Source organism: Elusimicrobiota bacterium (assembly GCA_018816525.1).
Taxonomy (GTDB): Bacteria; Elusimicrobiota; Endomicrobiia; order CG1-02-37-114; family XYA2-FULL-39-19; genus OXYB2-FULL-48-7.
In genome coordinates this window covers 1-15,793 of sequence record JAHIVV010000018.1, presented here as the reverse complement: position 1 = coordinate 15,793, position 15,793 = coordinate 1, and the positions used below count along the sequence as shown (strand labels likewise).

Below are 15,793 nucleotides of genomic sequence, written 5' to 3'. Positions count from 1 at the left end.
CCCGTTCCGTTTGAGCAAAGGAAAAGCGGAATCCCCCCCAACCCCACCATTGATACAGTCAAAAAAATTGCGGACGCTCTCGGCGTTTCGCTTGATGATTTAATGAAATAAAACTATGGCAAATTATAAAGAAGCAAAGGCACGAATAAAAATAAACAAACTCCTCGAACAAGCAGGCTGGCGATTTTTTGATAATGAAAAAGGACAAGCAAACATTTCGCTTGAGTCAAATGTGAAACTTACCCAAAAAGACATTGACGCTTTCGGCGAAGATTTTGAATCTACAAAAAACGGCTTTATTGATTTTTTATTGCTAGATGAAAAAGGTTTCCCGCTCGTTATTTTGGAAGCCAAGAAAGAAGATAAAAATCCGCTAGACGGAAAAGAACAAGCGAGAAAATACGCCCATACTGAAAATGCTCGTTTCGTTATTCTTTCAAACGGCAATCTTCATTATTTTTGGGATTTGGAGCGAGGCGATCCTGAAATTATTACCGAATTCCCAACGCAAGAATCTTTGAAACACAGGCAAGATTTCAAGCCTGACAATCAGCGTTTAGCGGACGAAGAAGTCAAAGAAGATTATATCGCTCTTACGCAAAATCCAAATTTCAAGGATGATCCTCGCTACCTCAATGAAGAAACACAAGAACAGTATCTTTGGGACGAAAATTTGCGAATTTTGCGCCCGTATCAGCTCAAAGCGGTTCACGCTTTGCAGAAATCCGCCGAAGCTGGAAATGATCGTTTTCTTTTTGAAATGGCAACAGGCACAGGGAAAACGCTTATTTCCGCCGCAATTATCAAACTATTTTTAAGAACAGGGAACGCAAAAAGAATTTTGTTTTTGGTTGATCGTTTGGAATTGGAAGATCAAGCGCATAAAAACTTTGTCCGCTATTTGAGCAATGATTTTTCCTCTGTTATTTACAAGCAAAATCGTGATGACTGGAAAAAGGCGGAAGTTGTTATCACGACCGTTCAAAGTCTTTCTTCTCAAGACAAATATAAAAAACTATTTTCACCGACTGATTTTGATTTAGTTATTGCCGACGAATCACACCGAGCAATCGGTGGAAACTCGCGAGCAGTTTTTGAATATTTTATCGGTTATAAATTGGGGTTGACCGCAACGCCGAAAGATTATTTGAAAAATATTAATCCGCAAAAATTATTACAAAAAGACCCGCGAGCGTGGGAAAGACGGCAACTCTTGGACACTTACACGACTTTTGGTTGCAAAAACGGCGAGCCGACTTTTCGTTTTAGCTTATTGGACGGAGTAAAAAAAGGATTTTTGATCAATCCTGTTGTTTCGGACGCGCGAACCGACATCACCACCGAATTACTTTCAGAAAAAGGCTATGCGGTTATGGTTGAAGACGAAGAAGGCGGGGAAAGCGAAGAAACATTTTTCCAAAAGGATTTTGAAAAGAAATTCTTTTCCGAAAAAACAAATCGTGTCTTTTGCCAGACATTTATCGAAAACGCCTTCAAAGACCCGATAAGCGGTGAAATTGGCAAAAGTATTGTATTTTGCGTTAGCCAAAAGCACGCTTCAAAAATTACCCAGACACTCAATCAAATGGCGAGCCAGCTTTGGCCTGACAAATACAATTCTGATTTTGCCGTGCAAATAACCTCAAACATTGCAGACAGCCAGCAATTCACAATCAATTTCGCAAACAACAATCTAAGCGGACACACAAAATTTTTGGAAAATTACAAATCCACCAAAACAAGAATTTGCGTAACTGTTGGAATGATGACAACGGGCTATGATTGCCAAGATATTTTGAATCTTGCGCTTATGCGCCCCGTCTTTTCGCCAACTGATTTTATTCAGATCAAAGGACGAGGAACAAGAAAATTCACTTTTGAATATACCGACGAATACGGCGAAAAGCACAAAGCGACAAAAGATCATTTCAAATTTTTCGACTTTTTCGCAAACTGCGAATACTTTGAAGAAAAATTTGATTATGACGAGGTTTTACTGTTGCCTATCAAGCAAAAAGGAACGGGCGGAGACGGACCTGTCGGCGTAGATATTGATGAAATAGAAGTTTTCAATCCTGACAAAGTAAAAACGCTTACTGAAACACCTGTCGGAATAGAGGGAATGAAAGTTGATAGAAAACTTTTTGAAAAAGCCCGCGAAGAATTGCAAAAAGACACGGAAGTAAAATCTGCCGTTGAAAATGAGCAGTGGGACAAAGCCGTGCAGATTATGCGCGACAAGTACGAAGACAAACCGCAATTATTCTTGAATCTTGAAAAAATCCGCAAGAGCGAAAATCTTGATCGCCGTATTTCTTGGCGTGAATTTTTGGAACGAATTTTCGGCTTGATTGATGTTTTCAAATCCAAAGATGAAAAGTTGGAGGAAGAATGCGAAAAGTTTATTTCAATTTACAAACCTGAAAGCAAATATGTTCCGCATATCAAAAATTATCTGAAAGCGTATGTTTCCAATGAATATTTTCGCAACGAAATAAATAATAAACGATTTCCACGAGAATATGCAGGTTTTACGATGGCAGAATTTAAGCAATTGAATGGATTTCGCGAGACTGTTCCGATATACGTCAAAGATTATGTTCTCGTTAATGTTTATATGAGGTAACCAAATTTTTATGAAAAAAAATAATCAAAAATCACAAATTGTGATATATAAAACGGAAGAAGGACAAATAAAAATAGATGTTCGTTTTGAAAATGAAACAGTATGGCTTACACAAAATGCGTTAGCAGATCTTTTTCAAACAACCAAACAGAATATAAGCCAACATATAAAAAATATTTTTGAAGAGGGCGAGTTGCAGACAAATTCAGTTGTAAAGGATTTCTTGACAACTGCCACCGATGGCAAAAATTATTCAACAAATTATTATAATCTTGATCTTATAATTTCAGTCGGGTATCGTGTAAAGAGCTCTATTGCCACAGCTTTTCGGCAGTGGGCGACGATGCATTTACGCGAATATATTATTAAGGGTTTTGTGTTGGATGATGAACGACTAAAAAATCCCGATCTGCCATTTGATTATTTTGAAGAATTAGCTCGTCGCCTATCGGATATTCGCACTTCTGAAAAACGATTTTATCGGAAAATTACTGATATTTATGCCACGAGTGTTGATTATGACCCAACCGACGAACAAAGCATTGTATTTTTTAAGACAGTGCAAAACAAAATTCATTATGCTATTACTGGAAACACAGCGGCGGAGATAATCGCCAGTAGGGTAGATAGCAAAAAGCTAAATGCTGGTTTAACAAATTTCAGAGGAGTCAAGCCGACTAAAGACGAGGTGGCAATTGCTAAAAATTATTTGGATGGGCAAGAGCTTTTGGTTTTAAATAATCTTGTCGAGCAATATCTCGTATTCGCTGAAGGGCAGGCAATGCAAAGAATTCCAATGTATATGAAAGACTGGGTAGAAAGACTTCATGAATTTTTACAGATTAATAGAAAAGATATTTTAAAAGATGCTGGTAAGGTGTCTCATGAGCTAGCGAAAGAACTAGCGGAAAGAGAATATGGCATCTATTATCAAAAAAACTTAAAAACTCCGAGTAAGGCAGATAAAGATTTTGACGCTTTTGCAAATAAAACCGTTAAGCTGATTGGTAAAAATAAAAATAAAAAATAATTATGCTTGATCAAACTACAAAACGAAAACTAGACTCTGCCCGACAAATTCTTGTCGGTAAAGTTCCTGATCCAAAGGCGCAGGTTGAGCAAATCACAACTGCTCTTATCTACAAGTTTATGGATGATATGGATAAGGAAAACGAAGAGGTTGGATTAAAAACTCAATTTTTCGTTGATGACTGGAAAAAATTTTCGTGGACGAAAATTCTGGACAACAAACTTTCTGGACAAGAACGGCTTGACCTCTATGTTCAGGCAATTACGAATATGCCGAAAAATCCGCATATTCCGCAATTGTTTCGGAATATTTTCAAAGGCGCATTTTTGCCATACAACGACGCGCGAACGCTCTCGCTTTTCTTGAAAGAGATCAATGAATTTAATTACGAACACAGCGAAAATTTAGGAAATGCTTTTGAATATCTGCTTTCTATTCTTGGAAGCCAAGGCGATGCGGGACAATTCCGCACGCCTCGCCATATCATTGATTTTATTGTTGAAGTTGTTGATCCGAAGAAAAACGAAACAATCCTTGACCCCGCTTGCGGAACAGCTGGATTTTTGATTTCCGCTTATAAGCATATTTTGAAGCAGAATAAAGAAAAAGCCCTCACGCCTGATGAAAAATTGAAGTTGATGAATAATCTTGCGGGCTATGATATTTCGCCCGATATGGTGAAATTAGCGCTTGTGAATATGTATCTGCACGGATTTCCAGAGCCAAAAATCCATGAATATGATTCGCTCACAAGTGAAAAACGCTGGGATGAAACCTTTGATGTAATTCTCGCCAATCCGCCGTTTATGACGCCGAAAGGTGGAATTGTTCCCCACAAAAGATTTTCAATCCAAGCTAATCGAGCAGAAGTGTTGTTTGTGGATTATATTGTTGAGCATTTGACGATCAAAGGACGAGCTGGGATTATTGTGCCGGAGGGCGTGATTTTTCAATCAAATAATGCTTACACGCAATTGCGTAAAAAATTAGTTGAAGACGGTCTTTTTGCGGTTGTTTCGCTTCCCGCTGGTGTTTTTAATCCTTATGCGGGAGTGAAAACGAGCGTTTTACTTTTTGATAATGAGATTTCCAAGAAAACAAAAAGCTTTTTATTTTTAAAAATCCAAAATGACGGCTTTGATCTCGGCGCGCAAAGACGTGAGCATAATAAAAATGACTTGCCCTTGGCTTTGGAAATTATCAAGAAATATAAGCAAGCGTTGAAAGACGGTAAAGATTTTGAGTTTAATAAAAGCAAAAATCAAATCGCTCATCTTGTCACCAAAGACAAAATAATTGCAACGGGTGATTATAATCTTTCAGGCGATAGATATAAAGAAGTTATAAGTTTTACTAATCAAAAATGGGAAATGGTGGAATTAGGCGAGATTTGCGAAATTTATCAACCAAAAACTATTACATCTAAAGATATAAAATCTGCAGGACCTTATAAAGTTTTTGGAGCAAATGGCGTAATCGGTTTTTATGATAAATACAACCACGAGGAAAGCGAAGTTTTGATCACTTGTCGAGGTGCGACTTGTGGAACTATAAATTTGTCAGAGCCTAAATCTTGGGTTACGGGAAATGCAATGGTAGTAAAACCAAAAAACAATTTACTTGATAAACAATTCCTTTTTTATTTCTTAAGAAATTCAAATCTCAAATCTGTAATATCGGGTTCGGCGCAACCACAAATTACAAGAGCGTCAATATCTCCCTTCAAAATCCCGCTTCCGCCGATTGAAGTTCAAAAAGAAATCGTTGAGCAGATTGAAGTCAAACAAAAAGCGATTGAAGCCGCCAAAGCGGTGATTGAAAGTTTAGAGAGAGAGAGACGCTATTTTGGTCAGTCGCTTAGAAAATTAGAGGGCGTTGAGTGGGTTGAGTTGGAAGAACTTTGTGAAATCAATCCAAAAAAATCAGAGGTTAAAGAAAAAGATATTGAAGTTAGTTTTGTGCCAATGACAGATGTAAGCGAACAAAATTATTATTTTGAGCCAAAACAAACAAAGATAATTAGCGAGGTTTACAAGGGATATACATATTTTGCAGAAAATGATGTTTTGCTTGCTAAAATCACGCCTTGTTTTGAAAATGGGAAGTCAGCAATCGCAAGAAAGTTAAAAAATGGAATTGGTTTTGGCTCTACCGAATTTATTGTCTTTCGCACAAATGACAAGACAATTCCTGAATGGATTTATAATTTCGTCGCCAATACGCAGTTTATCGATGAAGGGAAAAATCACATGACCGGATCAGCTGGTCAAAGACGATTGAATATTGATTTTGTGCGTAAGTATAAAATCCCACTTCCGCCTTTGGAAATTCAGAAAAAACTTGTCGCCGAAGCGGAAAAGGAACAACAAATAATCAACGCAAACAGACAATTGATTGAAATTTACGATCAAAAAATTTCTGATGTTTTAAGCGAAATATAATTTTATTAACTATGAAACAATTAATAGAATACAGCCATATTGAAGCAAAGCAATATTTTCTAAAAGTAGAGAGCTATTTTAATTTTGACTTACCTAAATATTTTGTGTTTCAAACTGTGTTAGACAAAGTATCCCAAAACATCGAAGGGAAATTATTGTCCGACTTTTATAATAGCCATGATGACCCAATAACAAAAAGAAAAAAAGTAACTTACCCTTGTGATTTTGAAAATGTAAATTATATTTTTTTAAACAATAAAGACGGTAAGTTTGCTTACCGACCACTTCAATTGATACACCCTGCATTATATGTATCGCTTGTTCATAAAATAACTGAAAAAAGTAATTGGAAAGTTATCGTTGACAGGTTTAAAGAATTTAGTAGTAACCCAAAAATTAGATGCCATAGTCTACCTCTTGAATCAGAAGGCGAACTTTCTGACAAAGCAACTGCTGTTAACCAATGGTGGCAGGCTATTGAACAGCAATCAATTGCTTCGGCTCTAAACTTTGAGTATGTTTTACACACTGATATTACGGATTGCTATGGCTCTATTTATACTCATTCTTTAGCGTGGGCAATACACAAAAAAGCTATTGCAAAAATCCCAAAAAACAGAAACGACTATTCATTAATTGGAAACTTAATTGACAAGTATCTCCGTGATATGGCTTGTGGACAGACAAATGGCATTCCCCAAGGAAGCGTTTTAATGGATTTTATTGCTGAAATGGTTTTAGGTTATGCAGACCTTGAACTCTCAGAAAAAATAAAGCAAGAACAAATTAACGATTATCAAATTATCAGGTATCGCGATGACTATAGAATTTTTACAAATAATCCACAAGACGCTGAATTGATTGCTAAACTGTTGACGGAAATTATGATTGAGCTTGGTATGCGATTAAATGCTCAAAAGACTTTAGTATCCAATAATGTAGTTCGTGATTCAATTAAGCCAGACAAACTTTATTGGATTACAGCAAAGAAAGGCGCAAGAAGTTTACAAGAACACTTATTAATTATTCACGAACTGTCTCAAAAATTTCCAAATTCAGGAAGTTTAAGCAAGGCGCTAGACAAGTATTTCAATAGAATAGAAAACATTAAAGAGATAAAACAAAATGTTCGGGTTTTAGTCAGTATTCTTGTTGACATTGCTTATAAAAATCCTCGAACCTATCCCATTGTTTGTGCTATTTTAAGTAAGCTTTTATCATTGGTAGATACTGATGAAATTAGAGAAAATATTTTGAAAGAAATAAATACAAGGTTTAACAAAATACCAAACACAGGACATATAAAAATATGGCTACAACGAGTAACGCTAAAAATTGACAGACAAAAACAATACGAAGAAAATTTATGTAAAAAAGTTAATGATAATTCAATAATTATTTGGAACTCTGATTGGCTCAAAGACAGCTTAAAGACATTGATAAGTAAAGAGCCGATTGTTGACGAAGAAATAATAGATAAAATAAACAAAGTAATTGACGCTGACGAGGTTGAACTTTTTGGTTCAAAGACTTATTCATATTAAAGAATCAGATCCGAAGCATTTTGAAATCTTGGAAAAGAATTTAGTTTCTTAGTCCCGCCGGTCCGCCGAAAAGTTTGGGGGGCGAAGCCCAACCCCCTTCCTTTTTGCCCGCCCGAGCGATTGGATTTCAAAATTCGGAATTCGGATTTTCGTCAAAAAATGTTCAAACTTCGTTCAAAAAACACCGTATTTTAAAAAAGAGATTCGAAAATGAGATTCGAAACATTGATTTTTAGGCCCTGAATTGGTACAATTTTTTCAGGTAGAGTGGCTTTTTACCTAAAAATGGAGGGTACTCCAGACTCTTTTAAGCGAGTAACCTGGGGTATCACAAAGGGAGGGTGACATGAAAAGAGTGGTTTTTGCATTAGCGTTTTTGTTTGTTTCAGGTATTGTATTTTCCCAGGCGACACCGGCTACCCCGGCTGATCCCGGAGTAAGTGCAGCAACACCGGCTACCCCGGCGGCACCCGCAAAGAAGCCTGGAAAAAGATTAATTAAGAGAGGCAAAAACATCGAGAAAAGAGGAGAAGCGATTGAAAAGAGGGGAGAAAAATTAGAGAAGAAAGGTGAAGCCCTGGAAGCCGCCGGTAAAGAAAAAGCAGGAAAAGCATTAGAGAGAAAAGGCGAGAGAATGCAGAATAGAGGAGAAAGGATGCAGCATAGGGGTGAAAGGGTGCAGCATAGAGGCAAGAAATTAGGAGCGAAATAATTTTTTTATTCTTTACGTAAAACTCAGAATGGAAATCTTTTATTGTATGTAGTAAAGCAGGGTACTGGAGATACCACGATCCTAGTAATTATTTTGGGTATATTAACAACATGCTGAATTCACTTGCCTCCTTAGACATAAAACTATTTTTCTTCATTAATCACGGGCTGAAGAACATTGTTTTTGATGTTTTGATGCCCATTATAACAACCAGAGAATACTGGACCTTCCCTATATTAATTTTATTTGCGTTGCTGGTTATTTTCGGGAAGGAAAAGGGCAGGGAAACTTTTTTTCTTTGCCTGATTGCCATTTTAATAAGCGATTCGGTTACAAATCAAATATTAAAGCCGTTTTTTCACAGATTGCGCCCTTTTGAAACTCTTTCTGATGTAAACCAGCTTGTAAAAGCCTGGGGTTATTCCATGCCTTCATCACATGCGGTTAATATGTTTACAGCGGCTATAGTTATAAGTTATAGCTGGCGCAAAACCTGGGTTACTGCTTTAATGTTTACTATAGCTGCAATGGTTGCATTCTCGCGAGTTTACACAGGTGTACATTACCCGGCAGACGTTTTTACCGGAGCTTTATTTTCTGTAATTTTTTCCTTCATTGCAATCAAATTATTTGGTATAACCGTACAAATACAAAAACGGAGGGTAAAATGAGAAGAATTTTTGTTTTGGTTTTTTGTTCGGTTTTATTAGCTGGTATTTTACAGGCACAAAATGCAGCACCAGCACCTGCGACGGTCGCAACGCCAGCTCCCGCCGAAACTAATGCACCAGCCGCAGTATCAGATTTGGACAAAGCACTCAATAGCCTTAAAGACAAATCATATAAAGTCCGCTATCAGGCCGTTGTAGAACTTGCAGCAATGACTGATGAAAGGGCTGTTGAAGGATTGAAAATTGCTCTTAAAGATAAGGAAGTCGCTGTACGCGGCTACGCTCTTGAAGCATTAGGCGAGCTTAAAAGCGAAAACCTTATATCTGTAATCGGATCCATGCTGGACGATAAGGACTCAAAGGTAAGATTGGCGTCCGTTATTGCATTGGGAAAAATAGGCAATGAAAAAGTAATTGTTGCTCTAAGTAAAGCGCTAAAGGACAAGGATTCGAATGTAAAAAATCAGGCTGTTGACGAGTTGGCAAAAATTGGCAGCCCGGCGATAATACAGCCGCTAAAAACTGTATTAAGCGAATCAGACAAGAAACTGCGTGTAAAAGCCATAGGAATAATCGGAAACATTAACCATCCTGATGCGCTGGTAGCCCTGGCAGAAGCCGCAAAAGACAAGGACCTTTCGATAAAATTAAGCGTGATAGACAAAATGGCAGTTATTGGAAATGAAACAGTGGTTGGGGTATTAAGCGAAGCGTTGAAGGATTTTAACCCAGTTGTAAGGTTTTCTGTAATTTCTGCTTTAGGTTCAATCGGGGGAGCGGATGCTATTGAAAAGATTTCTGAAATGCTGGACAGTTCAGACCCTAAAACACGCAGTTTATGTGTCGGTATTTTAAAATCACTTAAGGCTAAAGCTTCAGTTCCTTATCTTTGCGAAAGATTGAAAGAAGAGAATAAGCCGGAAATTCAATTTGCGATAGTTGAGGCTCTTGGTGTGATAGGTGACCGCGCGGCTATTGGGACTTTATCTGTATGCCTGAAGGATGCCGATGAAAAATTACAGCCGGAAATCGTAAAAGCCATCGGCGCAATAGTTGCGACAAAGAAGTAGTTATTGGGCGACTTTGAAGTCGACGTGGACTCTTAATTCGTTTTCTTTGAAGTCTTCCGGAAGCGGGGGGAAAGGCTGGGAATACTCTACAGACCTTAAAGCGACGTGATCAAAATAACCGTCGCCGGAACTGCGTTCTATTGATAAATCGCCTAAAGAACCATCCTTTTCAATAACAAACATCACACTGCATACCTGTTTTTTGCTTAATGAGGATCCTTCATTCCAGCGGGACATAAGCCTGTCCCTTAAAATTGACAGATACCAGTTATAAGGAAAGTTTGAAACGGAAATCCCTCCTCCTCCCTGGCCGAAAGGGAGGCCTGAGTTACCGGCGCCTGCGTTACCTTCGGGATTTATCACCTGGGCAGGCGGGTTTTCCCTGTCAACCAGCCTTCTTACCAAATCTTTAGTTTTTGTGTTTTTTGTTTTTATTTGCAAATCGTCTTTAGTTACCTTCGGGATGGTTATTATTTTACTTTCTTTGGTTTTTATATCAGTGCTGGGTTTTTGAGCGCTTCCGCCGATTGTTCCTACAAAATCAACTCCGTAATACATGGAAACGTCAACATGGCGCTGGAAAAAAAACGAACTAAAGATTAGGAAAAATATTGTTAAATGAAGGCCTGTAGAATAGGCTAAAAATTTGGTCATGCTAGCCTGTTAATTAAGCTCCGTTCCCTTTACGGCCACGCCAAGTTTTACGGCTCCGGATTTTTTGGCGACATCCATCACATAAACTACATCTTCAAAAGGGACATCTTTGTCTGCCTGTATCAGAACCGAATTTTTGCCTGAACTTGTTAGATAGGCAATAAGATTGCTCTGCAGCGATTCCTTAGAAATTCTGCGGCCTCTTATTATTATGGTTCCGTCTTTTTCTACCTGAATTTCAAAAACTTCGTCGCTGGATGAAATTGCTGTTGCGGCTTTAGGAAGGTTCACTTTAAGCACAGATTGTACCATTATCGGGGTCATTATCATAAATATTATAAGCAGGACCAGCGCGATATCAATAAAAGGAATCATGTTGATTTCTGCAAAAGGCGCGTATTTTTCGTCAATAGTGGAGTAGTTTCTCTTCATTATGAATACCCTGCCCTCATTTTTCTTCCAGCCTATCTATTAAATCCTCTCCGGTAACTTCAAGTATGGTTGCCGTTTTTTTAATTCTGTTTATAAAAAAGTTGTATGCTACAACAGCCGGGATAGCAACAAATAAACCCAGGGCTGTATTAACCAGCGCTTCGGAAATACCGTTAGCCACAACAGCCGGGCCGGCGGAACTTGTTAAACTCAGCGCTTTAAACGCTTTGATAATTCCTATAACGGTTCCAAAAAGCCCAATAAACGGTGTAGTGCTGCCGACTGTGCCCAGAAAAACCAGGTTTTTATTGAGGTCTTCAAGTTCAAGGCGTATGCTTCTAAACATCAACCGTTCCATATCGTCTGGGTTTTTAGAATGGCTTTTAAGAATTTCACCGTACAGTTTTGCTATTGAATTCGTATATTTAACAGCCACTGAATTAGCTTCGGAAAGTTTTTTTTGTTCTACAAGTGTTTTTACTTTGTTCTCCAGAGCAGTGGTGAATTGCGAACTTTTTCTGAATCTGAACCAGCGTTCCAGTATAATTGCCCAGCAGGCAATCGATAAAAGAAGCAATAAGCTGACTATCGGCCAGCTTTGTATGAAAATTGATTTTAGAGTAAATGAACTAAACATGGGGCACCTCAATTACTTTTTTTAATTTTTTATAAGTTTCGGCCAATGATTCCGGTATTACTTTAGTTTCGCAAATTGCAGATGTAAAATTCGTATCTCCGAGCCAGCGCGGAACTACATGTATGTGAATGTGGCCCGCGATGCCGGCGCCTCCGCACTTGCCTATATTCATGCCGATATTATACCCTTGCGGTTTGTAGGTTTTGTCCAGAGCTTTTACTGAGAGTTGAACCAACTTCATAAGTTCGCAAAGCTCCGAGGAATTAAGGTTTTCAATCTTATTTGTATGTTTTTTCGGCACTATCATCAGATGGCCGTTGGTGTAAGGATAAAGGTTAAGAATTACAAAAGCGGTTTTCGAACGGTATAATACTAGATTTTTTTTGTCTTCCTTAGATTTAAGTGTTCTACAGAATATGCAGCCCTTCTCTTTTTTGCTTGTGATGAATTTCATTCTCCAGGGCGCAAACATCGTTTTCATTTTATTTCTCTTAATGGCTGCAGTACAAAATCCCTATGCTGCATCTCAGGATGAGGAACTGTCAAATTTTTTGTTTTTATTTTTTTATTTCCGTAGGTCAAAATATCCAGGTCAATAACTCTTGGGCCCCAGCGGAAAGTTTTCTTTCTGCCGATTTTTCTCTCAATATTTTTTAAAACAGCCAATAATATTTCCGGTTGAAGGGCTGTTTCAACTTCCCAGGCGGCATTAAAAAAATCAGGCTGTCTGATATGGCCAAAAGGTTTTGTCTTATATATTGACGAGCATTTGTTGATTTCTATTTCACTTGCCTGATTGAGCATTTCAAGCGCCTTGAAAATATTTTCTCTTTTATCACCGAGGTTGCTTCCTACGCCGATATATACTTTTGCCATATTTAGTTTCACCAAATGATTTTCTGTATGCGCTCTAAAGCTTCTTTAATACGTTTCACTTCCTGGGTTATTACAAAACGCACATAACCTTCTCCTGATTTGCCCAGGCCGTTTCCGGGTGTAACTACTATGCCTGCTTCGCTTAGAAGTTTTTGAGCTGTCTGGGCGGATGTATGCCCGTTTGGCACACGCGCCCAGACATAAAATGTTGCCTGGGGCTGCCTTACGCTGAAGCCGGTTTTGTTAAGCCCTTCAACAAGCACACCGCGCCTCGCTTTATACATTTTCCGCGAGTCTTCTACGCATTTTTGCGAAGAAGACAATGCGGCAATAGCTGCGGCCTGTATTGCCGAAAAAACACCGCTGTCATAATTATTTTTTACTTTTGAGAACCCGGTTATTAAATCCGCATTGCCGCAAACCCAGCCGATACGCCAGCCGGTCATGTTGTAGGTTTTAGAAAGCGAATGTATTTCAATTCCAATATCCATTGCGCCGGGTATCGAAAGAAAGGAAATAGGGGGATGTTTTTTATCGTAATACATTTCGGCGTAAGCCGCGTCATGGGCGACTATTATATTGTATTTTTTCGCGAACGCGACAACTTTCTCAAAAAAACTTTTAGTTGCCACTGCCGCTGTCGGGTTGTTCGGGTAATTCAGGAACATTAATTTTGCGCGGCTTAGGATTTCCTCAGGAATTATTGAAAGGTCAGGTAAAAAATCATTTTTTTCCAGTAGAGGCATGAAGTACGCCCGGGCACCGGCGAAAATCGTTCCTGAGTTATACACAGGGTATCCCGGTTCAGGTATCAGTACCACGTCGCCAGGGTTTATAAAAGCAAGCGGTAGATGGCCGATAGCTTCTTTTGAACCGATATTAGAATGTATTTGCGTATCCGGATCTAATAAAACGCCGAATCTTCTATTAAAGTATTCAGCGATTGCCTGCCTGTATTTTTTTAAGCCTGAACCAAAAGGATATTGGTGATAAACCGGGTTTAAGAGAGCTTTCTGGCCCGCTTTAATAATATGTTTTGGAGTAGGTTTGTCGGGATCACCGACACCGAAACTGATGATATCAACGCCTTTGTCTATAAGTTCTTTCTTTTTTTTGTCGATTTCTATAAAAAGGTACGGCGGTAATTTTTCTACGCTGTTTGAATATTTCATTTCATCCTTTTTAACCCGCCATTCCATGCGCTAAGAAGCATATGGCGGGTATTCCTTTAAAACAGCACATCCTGCATGTTGTATAGGCCCGGTTTTTTGCCTGATATCCATTTTGCTGCCACTAAAGCGCCGCTTGCAAAAATATCGCGCGAGTGGGCGCGGTGGGTTAGCTCTATGCGTTCTCCCGGACCGGCATACATAATGGTATGGTCTCCTACAATATCGCCGGCGCGCACAGACAGGATACCTATTTCATTTTTTTCCCTGGGCCCGCATATGCCGTCCCTGCCGGTAACTTTTTTCAGCTTGTTATCCAAAACACTGTTAATTTCCTGGGCAAGTTTTACCGCTGTGCCTGAAGGAGCATCTTTTTTCTGGTTGTGATGGGCTTCGACAATTTCTATGTCATAATGCGGCACCACCTGAGCAATTTCTTTTACTAGTTTAAAAAGCAGGTTTATGCCTACGCTCATATTAGGCGATAAGACTATCGGGATATTTTTTGAAGCGTTTTTAATTACAGCAAGTTCTTCATCCTTAAAACCCGTGGTGCCTATTATCATAGCTTTTTTTGCTTTTTCTGCAATTTTCAGGTTGTTTAAAGTTGAAGGGATTGTTGTAAAATCAATCAAGACGTCCGCTTTGTCTATAACTTTGTTTAAATCATCAACTATTTGCGAACCGTAAATTGCAGGGCTGTCTTTTAGTTCCGTGCCTCCAACCATTTCAATACCAGAATCCTCTTTTGCAAGCGCGGCAATCCTGGAACCCATGTTACCGCAAATGCCCATAACTAATATTTTCGTCATTACTACCCCTTTAATACTCAATGCTATCCGCTTGGAAGGATATTGAGTATATTATCTTTTTCTATTTTGAATTTGCTTCTTATTTCTTTGCTGGATTCTTTCCTTAATATTCTCGCGTTGTTCGGGCGAGTTTAGCTGGGGATTTGCTTCAATTCTTTTACGGAGTTTTTGGCGTATTTTAGTTCTGTTAGCAACAATATTTTTCCAGTTAGCACGAATGTGTATTCTTCTTTCCCTTAATTTTAACAACAGTTCCTTATGCCGCAAAATTCTTTCTCTCAGCGCATAAGGTTTTAAGGGCGGTTGAAATTTCTTTATTTGAGTTTCCTGGTCAACCTTTACCATCGTTTCTTCTTTCGATAGCTGGTTATCCTGCGAATAGCTTCTGGCGGATACATAACCGCTGAGCACTCCTACGTTTGTTGTGTTTTCGTCTTCGATATCTACCACGAATTCTGTCCCTCTTACTGAAAGAACTGCTGTAGGGGTGTGAATAGCTATCTGTGACTCAGGATTTCCTGTTTTTTCCGCATTAGTCAATAAAATTCCGCTGAATAACTTCATAATAAAATTCTGTTTTTTGCTTTCCTTGCTATATTCCAAATTTTGCAGGCAAAGCTCGGTATTATGCTCTATTCTGAAAATAGAGCCGTCTTCTAAAGTTATTTCCGCAGAAGAATTATTCTGGGTTTTTATTGTGTCATTTTTTTCCAGCGGCGTGTAGAGCCTTGCTTGTACCCATTTGCTCCCCGGATCTGCTCTTTTTATTACCACTAGTCCTGAAAAATCAGTAATTGTTGCAACAGCAGGCGAAGTCTCAGTGTTAAGCGTAGATGCCTTTATATTTAACCCAAGGGTTAATCCAAAAATTGTTATTAAGCCTGCCAGCTTTATTTTTTTCATAACTTTCTCCTTATTTTAGAACTTTATATCAGTTGATAATCCTTCAGGGTTCTTTTAAGTTTTGCAAGGTTATTTTCTTCCATGGGGCACATAGGCAAACGGAGTTCATCGGAACAAAGCCCCATCAGGCCCATAGCTGTTTTTACGGGAATAGGGTTTGTTTCAATAAACATCGCTTTGACTAACAGGAAAAGCTTGTAATGAAGGGTTTGCGCT

General features: G+C 38.6%; 17 protein-coding genes. 8 read left to right on the top strand and 9 right to left on the bottom strand.

Features of this window, described 5'->3' with window-relative positions:
- Positions 1-30 precede the first annotated feature (30 nt).
- From KKH91_02120 to KKH91_02085, 8 genes are all read left to right on the top strand, one after another.
- Entirely contained in the window at positions 31-111 is an 81-nt protein-coding gene (locus tag KKH91_02120; GenBank protein ID MBU0951614.1) for a helix-turn-helix domain-containing protein, read from the top strand.
- Positions 112-115: 4 nt separating this feature from the next.
- Positions 116-2,626, top strand: coding sequence for a DEAD/DEAH box helicase family protein (locus KKH91_02115; protein ID MBU0951613.1), 2,511 nt, complete (start codon positions 116-118; stop codon positions 2,624-2,626).
- 10 nt (positions 2,627-2,636) lie between these two features.
- The gene (locus KKH91_02110) at positions 2,637-3,656 is read left to right on the top strand and encodes a virulence RhuM family protein (GenBank protein ID MBU0951612.1); all 1,020 of its coding nucleotides are present in this window, start codon (positions 2,637-2,639) and stop codon (positions 3,654-3,656) included.
- 2 nt (positions 3,657-3,658) lie between these two features.
- The gene (locus tag KKH91_02105) at positions 3,659-6,097 is read left to right on the top strand and encodes an N-6 DNA methylase (protein ID MBU0951611.1); all 2,439 of its coding nucleotides are present in this window, start codon (positions 3,659-3,661) and stop codon (positions 6,095-6,097) included.
- A gap of 11 nt (positions 6,098-6,108) precedes the next feature.
- A complete protein-coding gene (locus KKH91_02100; GenBank protein MBU0951610.1) occupies positions 6,109-7,641 on the top strand; it encodes an RNA-directed DNA polymerase in 1,533 nt (510 codons plus the stop codon).
- Between the two features lie 346 nt (positions 7,642-7,987).
- Positions 7,988-8,353, top strand: coding sequence for a hypothetical protein (locus tag KKH91_02095; protein ID MBU0951609.1), 366 nt, complete (start codon positions 7,988-7,990; stop codon positions 8,351-8,353).
- Between the two features lie 110 nt (positions 8,354-8,463).
- Positions 8,464-9,024: a phosphatase PAP2 family protein gene (locus tag KKH91_02090; GenBank protein ID MBU0951608.1), complete on the top strand. Its 561-nt coding sequence runs from the start codon at positions 8,464-8,466 to the stop codon at positions 9,022-9,024.
- Positions 9,021-10,094, top strand: coding sequence for a HEAT repeat domain-containing protein (locus KKH91_02085; protein MBU0951607.1), 1,074 nt, complete (start codon positions 9,021-9,023; stop codon positions 10,092-10,094). The genes KKH91_02090 and KKH91_02085 overlap by 4 nt, the downstream gene beginning before the upstream one ends.
- Here KKH91_02085 and KKH91_02080 read toward each other — a convergent pair whose 3' ends face one another.
- From KKH91_02080 to KKH91_02040, 9 genes are all read right to left on the bottom strand, one after another.
- On the bottom strand, positions 10,095-10,748 hold the full coding sequence (locus tag KKH91_02080; protein ID MBU0951606.1) for a TonB family protein: 654 nt from the start codon (positions 10,746-10,748) through the stop codon (positions 10,095-10,097). It abuts the gene before it with no gap.
- 9 nt (positions 10,749-10,757) lie between these two features.
- A complete protein-coding gene (locus KKH91_02075) occupies positions 10,758-11,180 on the bottom strand; it encodes a biopolymer transporter ExbD (protein ID MBU0951605.1) in 423 nt (140 codons plus the stop codon).
- 16 nt (positions 11,181-11,196) lie between these two features.
- Positions 11,197-11,817, bottom strand: a complete 621-nt coding sequence (locus KKH91_02070) for a MotA/TolQ/ExbB proton channel family protein (protein MBU0951604.1) — start codon at positions 11,815-11,817, stop codon at positions 11,197-11,199.
- Positions 11,810-12,298, bottom strand: coding sequence for an HIT domain-containing protein (locus KKH91_02065; GenBank protein ID MBU0951603.1), 489 nt, complete (start codon positions 12,296-12,298; stop codon positions 11,810-11,812). The genes KKH91_02070 and KKH91_02065 overlap by 8 nt, the downstream gene beginning before the upstream one ends.
- Complete coding sequence (gene folK / locus KKH91_02060) at positions 12,295-12,693, bottom strand: 2-amino-4-hydroxy-6-hydroxymethyldihydropteridine diphosphokinase (GenBank protein MBU0951602.1); 399 nt, start codon at positions 12,691-12,693, stop codon at positions 12,295-12,297. The genes KKH91_02065 and folK overlap by 4 nt, the downstream gene beginning before the upstream one ends.
- Positions 12,694-12,701: 8 nt before the next feature.
- Positions 12,702-13,865 carry an LL-diaminopimelate aminotransferase gene (locus KKH91_02055; GenBank protein ID MBU0951601.1) on the bottom strand — a complete coding sequence of 388 codons (1,164 nt, stop codon included), beginning with the start codon at positions 13,863-13,865 and terminating at the stop codon, positions 12,702-12,704.
- 56 nt (positions 13,866-13,921) lie between these two features.
- Positions 13,922-14,674: a 4-hydroxy-tetrahydrodipicolinate reductase gene (gene dapB, locus KKH91_02050; GenBank protein ID MBU0951600.1), complete on the bottom strand. Its 753-nt coding sequence runs from the start codon at positions 14,672-14,674 to the stop codon at positions 13,922-13,924.
- Between the two features lie 51 nt (positions 14,675-14,725).
- On the bottom strand, positions 14,726-15,577 hold the full coding sequence (locus KKH91_02045) for a FecR family protein (protein MBU0951599.1): 852 nt from the start codon (positions 15,575-15,577) through the stop codon (positions 14,726-14,728).
- A 23-nt stretch (positions 15,578-15,600) separates the two neighbouring features.
- Positions 15,601-15,793: dihydrodipicolinate synthase family protein (locus KKH91_02040; protein ID MBU0951598.1), on the bottom strand; the 193-nt coding region annotated here is incomplete at its 5' end.

Coding starts and splice junctions, on each gene's coding strand:
- KKH91_02115 (MBU0951613.1), top strand. CDS start 116: ATGGCAAATTATAAAGAAGCAAAGGCACGAATAAAAATAAACAAACTC.
- KKH91_02110 (MBU0951612.1), top strand. CDS start 2,637: ATGAAAAAAAATAATCAAAAATCACAAATTGTGATATATAAAACGGAA.
- KKH91_02105 (MBU0951611.1), top strand. CDS start 3,659: ATGCTTGATCAAACTACAAAACGAAAACTAGACTCTGCCCGACAAATT.
- KKH91_02100 (MBU0951610.1), top strand. CDS start 6,109: ATGAAACAATTAATAGAATACAGCCATATTGAAGCAAAGCAATATTTT.
- KKH91_02095 (MBU0951609.1), top strand. CDS start 7,988: ATGAAAAGAGTGGTTTTTGCATTAGCGTTTTTGTTTGTTTCAGGTATT.
- KKH91_02090 (MBU0951608.1), top strand. CDS start 8,464: ATGCTGAATTCACTTGCCTCCTTAGACATAAAACTATTTTTCTTCATT.
- KKH91_02085 (MBU0951607.1), top strand. CDS start 9,021: ATGAGAAGAATTTTTGTTTTGGTTTTTTGTTCGGTTTTATTAGCTGGT.
- KKH91_02080 (MBU0951606.1), bottom strand. CDS start 10,748: ATGACCAAATTTTTAGCCTATTCTACAGGCCTTCATTTAACAATATTT.
- KKH91_02075 (MBU0951605.1), bottom strand. CDS start 11,180: ATGAAGAGAAACTACTCCACTATTGACGAAAAATACGCGCCTTTTGCA.
- KKH91_02070 (MBU0951604.1), bottom strand. CDS start 11,817: ATGTTTAGTTCATTTACTCTAAAATCAATTTTCATACAAAGCTGGCCG.
- KKH91_02065 (MBU0951603.1), bottom strand. CDS start 12,298: ATGAAAACGATGTTTGCGCCCTGGAGAATGAAATTCATCACAAGCAAA.
- folK (MBU0951602.1), bottom strand. CDS start 12,693: ATGGCAAAAGTATATATCGGCGTAGGAAGCAACCTCGGTGATAAAAGA.
- KKH91_02055 (MBU0951601.1), bottom strand. CDS start 13,865: ATGAAATATTCAAACAGCGTAGAAAAATTACCGCCGTACCTTTTTATA.
- dapB (MBU0951600.1), bottom strand. CDS start 14,674: ATGACGAAAATATTAGTTATGGGCATTTGCGGTAACATGGGTTCCAGG.
- KKH91_02045 (MBU0951599.1), bottom strand. CDS start 15,577: ATGAAAAAAATAAAGCTGGCAGGCTTAATAACAATTTTTGGATTAACC.